13 protein-coding genes are annotated in these 16,180 nt (G+C 70.1%); 3 read left to right on the forward strand and 10 right to left on the reverse strand.

Annotated features, from left to right (window positions below):
• Positions 1 to 58: 58 nt before the first annotated feature.
• The 6 genes from DTO57_RS12625 to DTO57_RS12650 all read right to left on the reverse strand — a co-directional run bounded on the left by DTO57_RS12625 (position 59) and on the right by DTO57_RS12650 (position 6,130).
• A complete protein-coding gene (locus DTO57_RS12625) occupies positions 59 to 550 on the reverse strand; it encodes an NADPH-dependent FMN reductase (protein WP_114118582.1) in 492 nt (163 codons plus the stop codon).
• A 130-nt stretch (positions 551 to 680) separates the two neighbouring features.
• Positions 681 to 1,829, reverse strand: coding sequence for a mannitol-1-phosphate 5-dehydrogenase (locus DTO57_RS12630; protein ID WP_114118583.1), 1,149 nt, complete (start codon positions 1,827 to 1,829; stop codon positions 681 to 683).
• On the reverse strand, positions 1,826 to 3,853 hold the full coding sequence (locus tag DTO57_RS12635) for a PTS mannitol transporter subunit IICBA (protein WP_114118584.1): 2,028 nt from the start codon (positions 3,851 to 3,853) through the stop codon (positions 1,826 to 1,828). The genes DTO57_RS12630 and DTO57_RS12635 overlap by 4 nt, the downstream gene beginning before the upstream one ends.
• Before the next feature lie 20 nt (positions 3,854 to 3,873).
• Positions 3,874 to 5,526, reverse strand: coding sequence for a phosphoenolpyruvate--protein phosphotransferase (gene ptsP, locus DTO57_RS12640; protein ID WP_114118585.1), 1,653 nt, complete (start codon positions 5,524 to 5,526; stop codon positions 3,874 to 3,876).
• Positions 5,526 to 5,792, reverse strand: a complete 267-nt coding sequence (locus DTO57_RS12645) for an HPr family phosphocarrier protein (protein WP_114118586.1) — start codon at positions 5,790 to 5,792, stop codon at positions 5,526 to 5,528. Before DTO57_RS12645 ends, ptsP begins: the two co-directional genes overlap by 1 nt.
• 11 nt (positions 5,793 to 5,803) lie before the next feature.
• Positions 5,804 to 6,130 (reverse strand): PTS sugar transporter subunit IIB, encoded by a 327-nt coding sequence (locus DTO57_RS12650; RefSeq protein WP_162785768.1) that lies wholly within the window; start codon positions 6,128 to 6,130, stop codon positions 5,804 to 5,806.
• Positions 6,131 to 6,267: 137 nt separating this feature from the next.
• Here DTO57_RS12650 and DTO57_RS12655 point away from each other — a divergent pair, with 137 nt between their 5' ends.
• Positions 6,268 to 8,148, forward strand: coding sequence for a BglG family transcription antiterminator (locus DTO57_RS12655; protein WP_114118588.1), 1,881 nt, complete (start codon positions 6,268 to 6,270; stop codon positions 8,146 to 8,148).
• A 104-nt stretch (positions 8,149 to 8,252) separates the two neighbouring features.
• Here the strand turns inward: DTO57_RS12655 and DTO57_RS12660 are convergent, their stop codons facing one another.
• Positions 8,253 to 9,884 (reverse strand): phospho-sugar mutase, encoded by a 1,632-nt coding sequence (locus DTO57_RS12660; protein ID WP_114118589.1) that lies wholly within the window; start codon positions 9,882 to 9,884, stop codon positions 8,253 to 8,255.
• The gene (locus tag DTO57_RS12665; RefSeq protein WP_114118590.1) at positions 9,881 to 10,711 is read right to left on the reverse strand and encodes a purine-nucleoside phosphorylase; all 831 of its coding nucleotides are present in this window, start codon (positions 10,709 to 10,711) and stop codon (positions 9,881 to 9,883) included. Before DTO57_RS12665 ends, DTO57_RS12660 begins: the two co-directional genes overlap by 4 nt.
• Positions 10,712 to 10,745: 34 nt before the next feature.
• Here DTO57_RS12665 and DTO57_RS12670 point away from each other — a divergent pair, with 34 nt between their 5' ends.
• A complete protein-coding gene (locus DTO57_RS12670; RefSeq protein ID WP_373285673.1) occupies positions 10,746 to 12,179 on the forward strand; it encodes an NAD(P)H-quinone dehydrogenase in 1,434 nt (477 codons plus the stop codon).
• A gap of 114 nt (positions 12,180 to 12,293) precedes the next feature.
• Here DTO57_RS12670 and DTO57_RS12675 read toward each other — a convergent pair whose 3' ends face one another.
• Both DTO57_RS12675 and DTO57_RS12680 read right to left on the reverse strand, forming a co-directional pair.
• A complete protein-coding gene (locus tag DTO57_RS12675) occupies positions 12,294 to 14,063 on the reverse strand; it encodes an acetyl/propionyl/methylcrotonyl-CoA carboxylase subunit alpha (protein ID WP_114118592.1) in 1,770 nt (589 codons plus the stop codon).
• A 79-nt stretch (positions 14,064 to 14,142) separates the two neighbouring features.
• Positions 14,143 to 14,781: a Maf family protein gene (locus DTO57_RS12680; RefSeq protein WP_114118593.1), complete on the reverse strand. Its 639-nt coding sequence runs from the start codon at positions 14,779 to 14,781 to the stop codon at positions 14,143 to 14,145.
• Positions 14,782 to 14,898: 117 nt separating this feature from the next.
• On the opposite strand from DTO57_RS12680, the gene DTO57_RS12685 reads away from it, so the two are divergent.
• Positions 14,899 to 16,119 (forward strand): class I SAM-dependent RNA methyltransferase, encoded by a 1,221-nt coding sequence (locus tag DTO57_RS12685; RefSeq protein ID WP_114118594.1) that lies wholly within the window; start codon positions 14,899 to 14,901, stop codon positions 16,117 to 16,119.
• Positions 16,120 to 16,180: the final 61 nt, after the last annotated feature.

Genomic DNA, 16,180 nt, shown 5'->3' on the forward strand with positions numbered 1-16,180 from the left:
CTTCGAGAAAGGCGACGGCGCCACGCCCGCCACGTCCTGCGCGCAGGAGAGTGGAGAACTAGACCAGCGCCGCCTTCTGCCCTTCGAGCCACTCGGAGATGATGCTCGCGCGGTCGTCGAAGTTCGAGGTCGGGAAGGCGAGCCCGCGGGTTGGAACGCTCGCGCCGAGCTCGACGAGCAGAGGGCGCAGCGTGTGCTCGACAGCGAGGGCGTGCGCGGGGGAGCCGATCGTGAAGACCGGGATCGCCGTGACTCCCGCGAGACCGTTTGCGCCGTAGCGGTCGAGGAACGACTTCAGCAGGCCCGTGTAGCTCGCCTTGTACGTCGGGGTCGCGACCACGAGGATCCCCGGGCGGGCGACGCGCGCAATCAGCGCGTCGATCTCGTCCGAGGGGTAATCGAAGATGATCTTCGCGACGTTCGCGAGGTCGATGGTGTCGTCGCGCTCCGCTCCCGTGAGGGACGAGACCTGCGACGCCAACTCCTCGGCGACGGCGAGGGTGCGGGAGGAGGGCTGAGGGTTGCCAACAAGCGTCGTGAGCGTGGTCATGCCGCAACTCTGCCACGAGGTCGTGCACGTCGCACAGACCGAGTCGTTCTGTGACGGTAATGGCGAGAAACCACCCACCAACGCGAACGGGCACGGGATCCGAGGATCCCGTGCCCGTTCGTGAAACGCGTTACGCCGTGTGGCGGGCGACGATGTCGCGCACCGAGGCGTAGAGCGGGTGCTCGGCGTCAAGGCCCGTCACCTCGGCCGTGAAGGCGTCGGCGTCCAGGCTGCTGAGCTTCTCGCGCATCTCGACCGCCTGCGCGTCGTCGGCGTCGTCGAACGCCAGCGCCGCGTCGATCGCCGTCAGCAGGCCCATCACTCCGAGCCCGCGCTCCGCGGCTTCCGCCGCCGGGCCGATGAACCGCTCGTGGCGCGACAGCTTGCGCAGCGGCTGGCGCCCCACCCGCTGCACCGTGTCGGGCAGCGCCGGGTTCTTGAAGCGGCGCAGGATCGTCGCGCGGTACTCCGCGAGGTCTTCCTCCGCGAAGCCGTGCTTCGCCGCGAGGACGGCGCTCGTCTCGGCGATCGCCGCCGCCACGCGGCGCTCGACCTCCTCGTCCGCCAGGGCGTCCGAGATCTTCTCGAAGCCCGCACGCGCACCGAGGTAGGCCGTGGCCGCGTGGCCCGTGTTGACCGTGAAGAGCTTTCGCTCGATGTACGGGCCGAGCTCGTCGACGAAGTGCGCCCCCGGAATGGTCGGCAGATCGCCCGCGAACGGACCCTGCTCGATGGCCCACTCGAAGAACGGCTCCACCGTCACATCGATTCCGGCGCCCTCGGGCTGCCCCGGCACGATCCGGTCGACGGCCGTGTTCGCGAACACCGCGCGCGCAGACAGCGCAGCCCAGTCGTCGCCCGCGAGCTCCTCGATGTGGCCCCGCAGCGTGTCGGTCGCGCCGATCGCGTTCTCGCACGCCATGACCCTGACCGGAGCCGCGTCGTCCGAGCGCTCGCGGAGCCCCGCGAGGATCGACGGCGCCACGAACTTCAGGATCGTCGGACCCACCGCGCACGTCACGACGTCCGCCGCCGCGACCGCCGCTGCGACCGCCTCGGGGTTCTCGGCACTGTTGATCGCCGAGAAGCCCGTGACCGTCACGTCGCGACCGCCGTCGCCGACCTCGTGCACGACATAACTGTCGGCCGCGTTCAGCGCCTCGACGAGGGGAGCCGCCACGTCCGAGAACGTGATCTCGTAGCCGCCCTCATGGAGGAGCGCTCCGACGAAGCCGCGGCCGATGTTGCCGGCGCCAAAGTGGACTGCCTTCTTCGTCATGCCATACCGCCCTTCAGCAGCGTGTAGAGCTCGCCGGTGGTCTCCGCGGCGCGGAGCCGCGCGACCGTGTCGTCGTCGCCGAACTGGATCGCGACCGACTGCAGGATCTCGAGGTGCGCGTCACCCTTACCCGCGATACCGACCACGAACGTCGCGACGTCGCCGTCGCCCCACTCGACGCCGCCGTCGTAGCGGATCACCGCGAGCGCCGATCCGAGCACCGCGTCCTTCGCCGCGTCGGTGCCGTGGGGGATCGCGAGGCCGTTGCCCATGAAGGTCGACACCGTCTCTTCGCGCGCCTTCATGGCCTCGAAGTAGTCGCCCGTGACGGCGCCGGCCGCCTCGAGGATGCCCGCGGCCTCCTTGAGCGCCTCGTCCCGCGTCGCCGTTCCCTCGTGGATCCGCACGTTCTGTCGCGCGAGCACCTCGGGTGCTTCGGCGGCGAGTGCTGCGGCGGGAGCCGCCGGAGCGGGATCCGTCACCGGAGCCGCCTGAGCGGGATCCGAACCCGGGGCCGCCCCGGCGGATCCGTTCTGCTGCGCGAGCAGCATCTCGACGACCTCGTCGTACTCGGGCGCGTTCATGAAGCCGCCCACCGAGACGTGGATCGCGTCGGGCTCCTTCATCTTGGCGCGGTCGGTGAGCTGTGCCTGCGTGATGACGAGATCGGCCGATCCGTCGAGGTTCGCGATCGCCTTGTTGGTCACGCTGATACCGGTGATACCGGCCTGTTGTACCTTCTTGCGCAGCACGCCCGCGCCCATGGCCGAGGAACCCATACCCGCGTCGCAGGCGAAGATCACGTTCTGAATCTTCGTTGCGGTCGCCGTGCCCGCGCCGGCGAGGCCGCCGAGAACCGACGACGCCTTGCCCTTGTTCTTCTCAGTCTGCGCCACGGCGGCGGCGAGACGATCCTCGCCGGCGGCGTCGGCTGCGAGGTCGCGCTTGCGGCTCGCGAGGAGGAACAGCATCGAGACGACGAACGTGACAGCCGCCGAGATGACGACCGACAGGATCACGCCGAGGTGGCTCCCCGGGGCCGTCTGGATCAGCACGGCGAAAATCGAACCCGGCGAGGCGGGGGCCACGAGGCCCGAGTTGAAGATGAGGTTTGTCGCAACGCCCGAGGCACCACCGGCGATGAGGGCGATCAGCAGAATCGGCTTCGCGAGGACGTACGGGAAGTAGATCTCGTGGATGCCGCCGAGGAACTGAATGATGAACGCGCCCGGCGCGGTGGCGCGCGCAGCGCCGACGCCGAAGACCGTCAGGGCGAGAAGCAGACCGGCGCCCGGGCCGGGGTTTGCCTCGACGAGGTAGAGCAAGCTGTGACCGATCGCGGTCGACTGCTCTCCACCGATCGGCGTGAACACTCCGTGGTTGATGGCGTTGTTGAGGAACAGCACCTTCGCGGGTTCGACGATAACGCTCGCGAGCGGGATCAGGCCCGTGTCAACGAGCCACCCGACGGCCTTGCCGAGAACGTCGGTGAGGCCCTTCACGAGCGGCGCGAGCCAGAAGTAGGCCGCCAGCCCTGCGAAGAATCCGACGAAGCCCGCCGAGAAGTTATTGACGAGCATCTCGAAACCGGGTCGGATCTTGCCGTCCCAGAGCTTCTCGACCATCTTCAGGAGCCATGCGGCGCCAGGGCCCGCGATCATTGCGCCGATGAACATGATGGTGCCGGCCGCACCGACGATCACACCCATCGTCGCGACAGCGCCGACGACGCCACCGCGGTGTCCGTAGACCATGTTGCCGCCCGTGAAGGCGATCAGCAGCGGCAGGAGGTAGAAGATCGTCGGGTCGACGATGGCCGCGAGACCCTCGGACCCGCTCCAGCGCAGAGCTTCGATCGGTCCTTCCACGCCAAGCCATCCGGTCGGGATGAAGAGCGCTGTGAGAAGACCCCAGGCGATGAACGCTGCGATGTTCGGCATGATCATGCCGGACAGGAAGGTGCCGAACTTCTGCACGCCAGTGCGGAGACCGCCCGGCGCCTTCGTGGCTGTTTCGGTAGACATATCGATTCCTTGCGCGAGGGTTACGCTGCTGCGCGCGCCGCAGCCTTCGCACCGTCGGCATTGCCGGTGGCGAGGGCGGCGGCAGCGATGCGCTGCGCGTCTTCGAGGGTGTGCTTCTTCAGCTCGGCGCGGACATCCGCGAGAGCCGAGGGGGACATCGAGAGGGTGTTCACGCCGAGGCCGACGAGCACGACCGCGAGCAGCGGATCCGCGGCGGCCTCGCCGCAGACTCCCACAGGCTTGTCGTTTGCCTTGCCGCCGTCGGCGACCATCTGGATGAGGCGGAGCGCCGCGGGGTGCCACGGGCTCTGCAGGTGTGCGACCGATCCGAGCAGGCGGTCGGCCGCCATCGTGTACTGCACGAGGTCGTTCGTGCCGATCGAGGCGAAGTCGGCGATCGCGAGGACCTCCGTCGCGAGGATCGCGGCCGAGGGAACCTCGACCATGACGCCCGTCGTCTTCAGCCCGAGCTCCTTCGCGAGCGACACGAAGTACTCGGTCTCGTCGACCGTCGCGATCATGGGGGCCATGACCCACAGGTCGGCGTTCGTCTCGGCGTCGGCCTGCGCGAGCGCCGTCAGCTGGTCGCGCAGGATGTTCTCGCGGTGCGCGAGCGCGCGGATCCCGCGGCGGCCGAGCGCCGGGTTCTCCTCGCTGTCGTCCGTGAGGAACGGGAGCGGCTTGTCGGCGCCCGCGTCGAGTGCGCGCACAACGACCTTCTTGCCGTCGAAGGCAGACAGCAGTTCGACGTAGCTGGCCTTCTGGCTCTCGACCGACGGTGCCTCGTCGCTCGAGAGGAAGAGGAACTCGGTGCGGAACAGGCCCACGCCCTCCGCGCCGAGCGCGATCGCGTCGGAGGCGCCGGCCGGGGATCCGAGGTTCGCGAGCAGCGGCACCGCGGTGCCGTCCGCCAGCGCGCCCGGCGTGATGGGCGCGTTCTGCGCGGCCGCGCGGTCGGCCGCGCGCTGCGCCGCGTCGGCGAGCTGCTCGTCCGACGGATCCGCGATCACGAGGTCCTGCGAGGCGTCGACGATGGCCGTCTGACCCTCGACGAATTCTGCCTCGCCCGTGCCCACGACCGCGATGATGCCCTTCTCGCGGGCGAGGATCGCCGTGTGCGAGGTCGGGCCGCCGTCGGTCGTGACGACCGCCAGCACCTGGTCGAGGTCGAGCAGCGCCGTGTCGGCGGGGGCGAGGTCGGGGGCAACGAGCACGAACGGGTGGCCCGGCTCGGGCACGCCCGGCGCCGAGACGCCGCGCAGGTGGGCGATGATGCGCTGGGCGACGTCGGCCAGGTCGGCCGCGCGCTCACCCAGGTATCCGCCCATCTCCTTGAGCTGCTCGGCGAACTCGTTGAACGAGGTGTAGACGGCGTACTCGCCCGTCGAACCCTCGTCGATCTTGGCGTGCACGAGCTCTTCGAGCGTCGGGTCCTCGGCCATCATGGCCTGGGCCTCGAGCACGTCCTGGGCCGAACCGCCCGCGCGCTCTCCGCGCGCGTTCAGCTCGGCGGCTACGGCCGAGACCGCGGCAGCGACAGCGGTCTTCTCTTCGTCCGGCGTGCGCGACGACGGGGCAGAGGTGGGAGCCTCGAGCGCCGACGCCATGATGGCGACGGGGCCCTGAGCGATACCCGAACCGATGCCGGTGCCGCGGATCTCGGCGGTCACGATCAGGCGTCCTGGTCGGTCTCGAGCATGGCGGCGAGCTGGTCGAGCACGCCCTCCGCGCCGTCGCCCTCAACCGTGAGGGTGACGACATCGCCCGTGTTGGCGCCGAGCGAGATCACACCGAGGATGCTGGCGGCGTTGACCGCCTTGCCCTCGCCCTTGGCGATCGTGACGGAAAGTCCGGAGTTCTTGGCTGCCTCACTGAAGAGCTTCGCGGGGCGAGCGTGCAGTCCGTGCGAGCTGGCGACGGTAACGGTGCGAGTGGCCATGATGGTTCCTTTCAGGAGGTGGATCCGTCGTGGATCCTGGAGACGAGATCACGCGCGATCTCGAGGGCTCGGATGCCCTCGCGGTCCTGCGCGATATCGGCCGGGAGTACTGCGATGGGGACGCCGTGCTCGCGCGCTTGCGCGTGCACGGCAGATAAGGCGCCGCCCAGGTGAGCTCCGGCGAGAACCGCGTCAGCGGATCCCACCTGCTCGGCGAACGACGCCAGGGGTGAGGGAGAGAACGTAGCCTCGAATCCGATCGTCTTTGCGGCGCGACGCATCCGCGTCGCCACGAATGTGCTCGAGGCGCCCGCGCCACAGATCACGACGATCTTCATCGACTCACGTCTCCTTCTTCGTCTCATCCTGTCGGGGGATTGGCTTCGCCGCAATGGAGATGTCTTTCCGGGGCATGCGGAAAACGGTGAAGTATTGATGGTTGACTGGATCCGTGGCCCAAAAACGACAAGCGAGGATGCTCGACATCCTGGTACGCCGCTCAGAATGGGTCACCGCGGGATACCTCGCCGACCACCTCGGGGTGACCCCTCGGAGCGTCCGCAGTTACGTCACCGCGATCAACCAGCTCACGCCCGAGGCGATCGAGTCTGGCCCCCTCGGGTACCGCGCGACGCCCCATGCCGTGGACCTCGAGATCGACGAGGTCGAGCCCGATCGCGACGCGCCGCGCGAGCGATCGCGCCTGCTCGTCCGCCGCCTCCTCGAATCCGATGACGGCGTCGACGTGCTCGAGACCGCGCTCGAGATGCACGTCTCGACCGCGACGATCGAGGGCGACCTCCGCCGGATCCGCGCCCTGCTCCGCGGCACCGGGCTCGCGTACCGGCGCGACGCTGCCGTGGTCTTCCTCGACGGATCCGAGCTCGCCCGCCGCCGCTTCATCGGCCGCATCGTGCACGACGACTCGATGGATCCTGCCGCCGTGCGCCGCGAGGCCTCGAAGTTCGGCCTCGACACCGAGGCATTCGCCGAGTCGGGCCGCGACCTCGTCGACGGCCTCTCGGGACTCGGCTACAGCGTGAACGAGCTCGCCGCCGCCGACGTCGTCGTGCGCATCGCGATCGCCGCCGACCGCGTCGCGCAGGGCCACCCCCTCGAGGGCGCCCTCGACGAGGCCTCCGGCGAGCGGGCCCGCGTCGCCCGCATCGTCGGCGAGATCGCCCGCGAGCGCTTCGGCGTTGTCCTCGGCGAGGGCGACATCCTGCACCTCGCCTCGCTCGCGATGCTCTCGATCGTCGACCCCGGATCCGAGGGCGCCCGCACCGCGGATCCGGCGATCGAGGCCGCCGTCCGGCGCGCCGTCGACTCGGTCGTGCGGGTGCACGGCGTCGCGCTCGCGCGCGACACGCTCGTCTCGCGCCTCGCCCTGCACATCGAGAACTTCCAGGAACGCGCCGAAGAGCAGCTCTTCTCGCGCAACCCCATGACGCGCTCGCTCAAGGCCGCGTCGCCGCTCGTGTTCGAGATGGCCGTCGCGATCGCGAGCGACCTCGCGCGCGACCTCGGGGCCGAGTTTCCCGACGACGAGATCACCGACATCGCGATGCACCTCGGCACCGCCATCGAGCCCGGCCGCGACGCCCGCGAGCGCCTCACCGTGACGCTCGTGTGCCCCGGGATGGACGCCATGCGGCGCCAGCTGCGCGAGCACCTCGAGCGGTCGCTCGCGGGTGAGGTGCGCGTCACCGAGGTCTCGACGAGCTACGACCCCGACTGGGCCGCGTTTGACACCGACCTCGTTTTCACGACCGTAGATCCGCCCGCGCACGTCCCCGGGATTGAGCGCGCGGTCGTGATCCCGCCCTTCCTCGCGGAGCGCGACATCGTCCGCATCGCCGACGCCGCGAGCCGGGTGCGGCGCCAGCTGCGGCTCGCGACGCTGCGTTCCGAGATTCAGCGCTGGTTCGTGCCGGGGGCGTTCGTGCGCGACATGAACGCCACGACCCCGGCCGAGGCGATCGCCGCGCTCGGCGGATCCCTGGTCGCCGAGGGGATCATCGACGACGCCTACGTCGAGAGCGCCCTCGAGCGCGAGCGCGTGAGCTCGACCGCGTTTACCGAGTCGCTCGCCGTGCCGCACGCCCTCACGATGACCGCGACCCGCACCGCCATCGCCGTCGGCATCAACGAGCACGGCATCGACTGGGACGGCGACCGCGTGCACGTCGTCGCCTTCGTGGCCTTCAGCGAATCCGACCGGCCCGCATTCCAGACGGTGTTCGAGCAGCTCGTCGACGTGTTCGCGGATCCGGCGAACGCGCGCCGCATCACCCGCCGCGCGGCGGACCTCCCGACGTTCCTGACTGAGCTCGCGGCCCTCATCGACGAGGGGTGAGGGCCGCGCCCGCTGCCTCGCCGCGCGAAAGAACAAGGTTCACGCGAACGGATACGAAATAACGTATCCGCTCGCGTAAACCTTGTTCTTTCGGCGAGGTGGGGTCAGGCCAGGAGTGCGCGCACCGCCGACTCCAGCGCCTCGAGGCGCGACTGCGCCTCCGCCGGCGTGGGGGGCTTCACGTCGAGGTAGGCCTTGAGCTTCGGCTCCGTGCCGCTCGGGCGGAAGATCACGCGCCCGCCGTCGGCGAGGAGGAAGCGCAGGATGTCGCCGCCCGGCTGGCCCTCCGGGGCCGCGAGCAGGTCGTCGTAGTGCGACACCGCCACATCCCCGAACGCCGCCGGCGGCTCGGCCCGCAGCCGCGCCATCGTGGATCCGATGATCGAGAGATCCTCGACACGGATCGACACCTGGCCGCTCGCGTAGTGGCCGATCTTCTCAGCCAGCTCGTCGAGCAGGTCGGCGAGCGTCTTGCCCTCCGCCCGCGCGTCGGCCGCGAGGCCCAGGATCGCGACCGCGGCCGAGATGCCGTCCTTGTCGCGCACCGTTTCGGGATTTACGAGGTACCCGAGGGCCTCCTCGAACCCAAAGACCATGCCGGGCGCGCGCGAGATCCACTTGAATCCCGTGAGCGTCTCGTGCCAGTCGAGCCCGTGGATCCGTGCGATCTCGCCGAGTCCTGGGGAGGAGACGAGCGAGCAGGCGAGGGATCCGGATCCGCCCGCCGCGCGCGCCGCGCGCTCGCCGAGGAGCAGGCCGATCTCGTTTCCCGTCAGCCGGCGCCAGCCACCCTCGGTCGGGATCGCGACCGCAACGCGGTCGGCATCCGGGTCGTTCGCGATCGCGAACTCGGCGTCGATCGACTCCGCGAGCGCGAACGACAGGTCCATCGCGCCCGGCTCCTCCGGGTTCGGGAAGGCCACCGTCGGGAAAGCCGCGTCCGGAGAGATCTGCTCGGCCACCGTCGAGGGTAGCGGGTATCCGGCCCGCTCGACGACGGCGCGCGCCGTCTCCCACCCGACGCCGTGCATCGCCGTGTAGACCCAGCGCATGCCCGTGGCGGAGGCCGGTGCCGGGGCGACCGCGGCCGTCGCCGCGACGTAATCCTCCACGATCGATTCGGCCCCGATCGCGTACTCGGTCGAGCGCGGCAGGTCGCCGATGGATCCCGCCGCCACCTCGTCGATGAACGCCGCGATCTCCTTGTCGGCGGGGGAGACGATCTGGGCCCCGTCGTCGGCGCCGCCAAGGTACACCTTGTAGCCGTTGTCGTTGGGCGGGTTGTGGCTCGCGGTCACCATGACGCCCGCGTCGGCGCCCAGGTGCCGCACCGCGAACGCCAGCACCGGCGTCGGGAGCAGGCGCGGCAGGAGGATCGCCTCGAGCCCCGCGCCCGCGAACAGCTCGGCCGAGTCGCGCGCGAAGACGTCGGAGTTCTTGCGTCCGTCGTAGCCGATCACCACACGCGGGCGCTCGCCGCGAGCGAGCAGGTAGCGCGCGAAGCCCGCCGCCGCCTGCGAGACGAGCACGCGGTTCATGCGGGCGGATCCGGCGCCAAGCGCCCCACGCAGCCCCGCCGTGCCGAACTGCAGGCGGCCGTCGAAGCGGCCGTCGAGATCCGCGATCGCGGCCTCGTCGCCCGACTCCGCGCGCTCGATGAGCGCCGCGAGCTCGTCGCGGGTTTCCGGATCCGGATCCTGCGCGAGCCAGCCGCGCGCGGCCTCGAGGGCGCTCATCGGATCCGCCCGATGACGTCGGCGAGGAGGCGCGAGATGCGCTCCTCGGCGTTCTTGCCGGCCTCGATGACCTCTTCGTGGCTGAGCGGCGTCGGCGAGATGCCGGCCGCGAGGTTGGTGATGAGCGAGAAGCCCAGGATTTCCATGCCGGCCTGGCGCGCCGCGATCGCCTCGAGCGCCGTCGACATGCCCACGATGTCGCCGCCCACGGCGCCGACCATGCGCACCTCGGCGGGCGTCTCGTACTGGGGTCCGCGCAGCTGCGTGTACACGCCCTCGTCGAGCGTCGCGTCGACCGTGCGCGCGAGCTCGCGCAGGCGCGGCGAGTACAGGTCGGTCATGTCGATGAACGTCGCGCCCTCGAGCGGGGTGTCGCTCGTGAGGTTCAGCTGGTCGCTGATGAGCACGGGCTGGCCCGGCTCCCACGAGCGCTTGAGGCCACCCGCGCCGTTGGTGAGCACCATCGTCTTCGCGCCCGTCGCGGCCGCGGTGCGCACGCTGTGCACCACGCGGCGCACGCCGTGACCCTCGTAGTAGTGGGTGCGCGCGCCGATCACGAGCACGTGGCGGCCGTCTTCCGTGCGGACGCTACGGAGCGTGCCGACGTGTCCGGCCAGGGCGGGCTTCGAGAACCCCGTAACCTCGGTCGCCGGGATGGTGGCGACGGTCTCGCCGATCAGCTCGGCGGCGCGGCCCCAGCCGCTGCCGAGGGTGACGGCGATGTCGTGGCGCTCGACGCCGGTGAGCCGTGCGATGTCGGCTGCGGCGGTGCGGGCAACCTCGAACGGGTCGGCAGGGAAATCAAGGGGATGCGACGGATCTGTCATGCCATCACGATAACCCGGAGGGGCTGGTGCCAGAATGGATCCTATGAGTTTTGACTTCGAGCGCAAGCAGCGCATCGCGATCATCGGTGGCGGCCCCGGCGGCTACGAGGCGGCGCTCGCGGGCGCCCAGCTCGGAGCCGAGGTGACCCTCGTCGAAAGCACCGGCGTCGGCGGATCCGCGGTCCTGACCGATGTTGTCCCCTCCAAGACCCTCATCGCGACCGCCGACGCGGCGCGCGCGATCGAGGACGCCGGCGACCTGGGCGTGCAGTTCTTCGCCCGCGGCGAGAGCGGCAAGCCGCTCAAGCCCGAGGTCGCCATCAACCTCCTCGCGATCAACAAGCGGATCCTCGCCCTCGCCGGCCAGCAGTCGGAAGACATGCGCGAGAGGCTTCTCGAGGAGGGCGTGAACATCATCTCGGGTCACGGCCGCATCGAGGGCTCCGACGCGATCGTCGTCTCGACGGGCCCCGACGGCACCGACTTCGACCGCATCGAGGCCGACACGATCATCGTCTCGGTCGGCGCCTCGCCGCGCGAGCTGCCCTCGGCGAAGCCCGACGGCGACCGCATCCTCACCTGGAAGCAGATGTACAACATGGCGTCGGTGCCCGAGCACCTGATCGTCGTCGGATCCGGTGTGACGGGTGCCGAGTTCGCCTCGGCATACATGAACCTCGGCGCGAAGGTGACTCTCGTCTCCAGCCGCGAGCAGGTCCTCCCCGGCGAGGATCCGGACGCCGCCCGCGTGCTCGAGAAGGTCTTCACCCGCGGCGGCATGACGCTGCTCGCGAAGTCGCGCGCCGACAAGGTCGAGAACACCGGCACGGGCGTCGTCGTGACCCTCTCGGACGGCTCGACCGTCGAGGGCTCGCACTGCCTCATGGCGGTCGGCGGGATCCCGAACACCGCGGGCCTCGGCCTCGAGGAGGCGGGCGTGCAGATGGAGGGATCCGGCCACATCCGCGTGAACAAGGTCGGCCGCACCTCCGTCCCCAACATTTACGCCGTGGGCGACTGCACGAACCTCGTGCCGCTCGCGTCGGTGTCGTCGATGCTCGGCCGCACCGCCGTGTTCCACGCGATGGGCGACTCGGTGATTCCGTTCAGCAAGCACAAGATCGCGTCGAACATCTTCACCTCGCCCGAGATCGCGACCGTCGGCTTCACCTCCGACGCGCTCAACGCGGTCGAGCTGAAGATCCACCTCTCCGAGAACCCGCGCGCGAAGATGATGGGCGTGAAGGACGGCTTCGTGAAGCTCTTCGCCCGCAACCTCTCGGGCACCGTCGTCGGCGGCGTCGTTGTCGCCCCGAAGGCGAGCGAGCTGATCTACCCGATCGCGATCGCCGTCGAGCGTCGCCTCACGGTCGACCAGCTGGCCCGCGTCTTCACGGCTTACCCCTCGCTCACGGGAGCGATCACCGACGCCGCCCGCGCCATGCACGGCGTCGAGCAGCAGTCGTAAGCAAGAACAAATGGGCCGCCCCTCGAGGGGCGGCCCGCACAAGAATGGCCGCCCAGGGCGGCCATTCTTGCAACAAACACGAGAAATGGGCCGCCCCTTCGGGCGGCCCATTTCTCAGACGATGTTGACCAGCACGTGGCCCGAGCTGACCGTCTGGCCGACCGGGGCGTTGATGTTCTCGATGCGGCCGTCCTTGTGGGCGTGCAGTGGCTGCTCCATCTTCATCGCCTCGAGCACGACGACCAGGTCGCCCTTGACGACCTCCTGGCCCTCTTCGACGGCGAGCTTCACGACGGTGGCCTGCATCGGTGACTTCAGCGAGTCTCCCGAGGCGCCCGATGCCGCGCTGCCGCCCTGGTGGCTGCGGCGCGCGGTCGGCGCGTTCGCGGGGCGGCCCGAGGGGGATCCGGGCTGCGTGATGCGGTCCGGCAGCGTCACCTCGACGCGCTTGCCGTTCACCTCGACGACGACGCTGTGGCGCGGCGCCGCCGTGGCGACGTCCTGCGACTCGCCGTCCCAGGCCGGGATCTGGTTGTCGAACTCGGTCTCGATCCAGCGCGTGTAGATGCCGAAAGGGCCCTCCGCGGGAGCGAATGCCGGATCCTCGACCACCACGCGGTGGAAGGGGATGACCGTCGGCAGACCGGCGATTTCGAACTCGGCCAGCGCGCGGCGCGAGCGCTCGAGCGCCTGCTCGCGGGTCGCGCCCGTGACGATGAGCTTCGCGAGCATCGAGTCGAAGGATCCGCTGATCTCGTCGCCCTCGGCAACGCCCGTGTCGACGCGCACGCCGGGGCCGCCGGGCGCCTTGAACGCCTGCACCGGGCCCGGCTGGGGGAGGAAGCCGCGACCGGCGTCCTCGCCGTTGATGCGGAACTCGAACGAGTGGCCCACGGGCTTCGGGTCGTCGTAGTCGAGCGTGCCGCCCGCGGCGATCCGGAACTGCTCGCGGACGAGGTCGATGCCGGTGACCTCTTCGCTGACGGGGTGCTCGACCTGTAGGCGGGTGTTCACCTCGAGGAACGAGATCGTGCCGTCGGCGCCCACGAGGAACTCGCAGGTGCCGGCGCCGACGTAGCCGACCTCCTTGAGGATGGCCTTCGACGCCTCGTAAAGGATGGCGTTCTGCTCGTCGGTGAGGAACGGCGCGGGCGCCTCCTCGACAAGCTTTTGGTGGCGGCGCTGCAGCGAGCAGTCGCGCGTCGAGACGACGACGACGTTGCCCTCGGCGTCGGCGAGGCACTGGGTCTCGACGTGGCGGGGCTTGTCGAGGTACTTCTCGACGAAGCACTCGCCGCGGCCGAACGCCGCGACGGCCTCGCGGGTGGCCGACTCGAAGAGCTCGGCGACCTCGTCGAGCTCGCGGGCGACCTTGAGGCCGCGTCCGCCGCCGCCGTAGGCGGCCTTGATCGCGATCGGCAGGCCGACCTGTTCGGCGAACGCGACGACCTCGTCTGCGGTCTCGACGGGGCCGGGGGTTCCCGGGGCGAGGGGAGCGCCGACCTTTTCGGCCACATGGCGCGCGGTGACCTTGTCGCCGAGCGACTCGATTGCCTCGGCGCTGGGGCCGATCCAGATGAGTCCCGCGGCCTGGACGGCGCGCGCGAACTCGGCGTTCTCGGCGAGGAAGCCGTAGCCGGGGTGCACGGCGTCGGCGCCGGAGCGGCGCGCGACCGAGAGGATCTTGTCGATCACGAGGTACGTGTCGGCGCTCGTCGTGCCGTCGAGGGCGTAGGCCTCGTCGGCGAGCTTCACGTGCATCGCGTCGCGGTCCTGGTCGGCGTACACGGCGACCGAGCTGATTCCGGAGTCGCGGGCCGCACGAATGATGCGGACGGCGATTTCTCCACGGTTGGCAATGAGCACCTTGCGGATTACGGGCATGAATTCGAGCCTAGCCAGCGGAACGCGCCCGCTTTTTGATTGAGCCGCACAACATGCACGGCGTTTCGTGTGTGGATCGCTACGAGACGCGGTTCCACAGGGAGGTCCATTCGACGCCCAGCTGCCTGGTGAGGCGCCGAATCGTCGACAGCGACATGCCGACGACGGTCGACGGATCCCCCTCCACGCGCTCGATGAACGGCGCGCCGAGGCTGTCGACGGTGAAGGCGCCCGCGACGTGCAGCGGCTCGCCCGTTGCGACGTACGCGGCGATCTCGGCGTCGGTCACGTCGGCCGCGAAGCTCACGGACGCCTCCGCGACCTCGACCGCGCGGGTGAGGGATCCGTCCTGGATCCGGATCACGCAGTGGCCCGAGTGCAGCGTGCCCGTCTTGCCGCGCATGTCGCGCCACCTGGCGATCGCGTTCTCGGCGGTGTGGGGCTTGCCGTAGATGACGCCGTCGAGCTCGAACATCGAGTCGCCGCCGATGACGATGCCCTCGAAGTCGTCGGCGAGCGAGACCGCGACGGCCTTCGCCTTCTCGCGCGCGAGGAGCGAGACGTGCTCGGCGGGGGAGAGCTGGCGGCCGAGGTCTGCCTCGGTCTTCGCCACGACGGCGTCTTCGTCGACGCCGGGGGAGGCGAGGCGGGGCTCGATCCCCACCTGGCGCATGAGCATGAGTCGGGCTGGTGAGGTTGAGGCGAGGCAGACGTCCATGTCGTCAAGTCTCCCCTAAGTCTGCAATTCTCCGCGCGCTCGTCTGCGATTCGCATACGACGGAGCGGAGAATTGCAGAATCGTGGGGCGTACATGCGCGCGTGGGAGAATTTGGGCATGCAGACTGGCGACATCATCGACCTCGAGATCACGGGCATCGCCCACGGCGGCGTGTTCATCGCGCGCCACGGCGAGGAGGGCCTCGTCGTGTTCGTGCCCGACACGATCCCCGGCGAGCGGGTGCGTGCGCGCATCACCCAGGTGAAGAAGTCGTTCGCCCGCGCCGAGACCATCGAGGTGCTCGAGGCGTCGCCCCACCGCGTGCCGCACATCTGGAAGCAGGCCGACGTGAGCGTCGCGCCCGAGCTCCGCCCCGGCGGCGCCGACTTCGGCCACATCGCCCTCGAGCACCAGCGCGAGCTGAAGGCCCGCGTCATCACCGAGGCGTTCGACCGCTTCGCCGGCGGATCCGTGCCCGTCACGGTCGAGCCCGCCTCGGCCCACGAGACCGGGGCCGGCTACCGCACGCGCGTCGGCCTGCACGTCGACCGCGACGGCCGCGTCGGCCCCTACGCTGCGCGCAGCAACGACGTCATCGAGACCGCCGACTACCCGCTCGCGACCCCCGCGATCGAGCGCGCGATCGCCGCTCTCGGATCCGAGCGCGAGGGCCGCATCGACCTCGTCCACCCTGCCGACGGCGAGGTGCGGATCCTGCGCCGCCCCGCGACGCGCGGTCGTTCGCGCGCGAAGAAGGAACCGGAGGTCGTCGCCGAGATCGTCGGTGGCCGCCGCTTCGACGTCGACGTCGACGGCTTCTGGCAGGTGCACCGCGAGGCCGCGACGGCGCTCGACCGCGTCGTCCGCGAGGAGCTCGCGAAGCTCGACGCGCCGGAGCGCGCCCACCACCTCGACCTCTACGGCGGCGTCGGTCTCTTCTCGGCCGCCCTCGCCGGCCACGGCACCGACTCGTGGGTCACGACCGTCGAGTCGTCGGGCCGCGCCACGCAACACGCCGCCGATAACCTCGCCGACCTCCCCGTCGAGGCGATCTCGGCCCGCGTCGAGCGCTTCATCGAGCACCTGGATCCGACCGACGCGATCTCGCGCGGCATCACCCTGCTGGATCCGCCCCGCTCGGGCGCCGGCGAGCAGGTCGTGCGCCGCATCGGCGAGCTGAACCCCGCCGCCGTCGTCTACATCGCGTGCGACCCCGTCGCGCTCGCGCGCGACACCGGCACCTTCCGCGAGCTGGGCTATTCGGTCGACTCGCTGCGCGGAATCGACCTCTTCCCGAGCTCGCATCATGTCGAGGCCGTCGCGGTTCTGACGCGATAAAACCCGGGGTTTCGCGGTATCCGACACGCGACGCGCTGATCCGTTGTGCACGTCCGCCAAC

The sequence above is a fragment of the Microbacterium sorbitolivorans genome (assembly GCF_003327285.1).
GTDB classification, from domain to species: Bacteria; Actinomycetota; Actinomycetes; order Actinomycetales; family Microbacteriaceae; genus Microbacterium; species Microbacterium sorbitolivorans.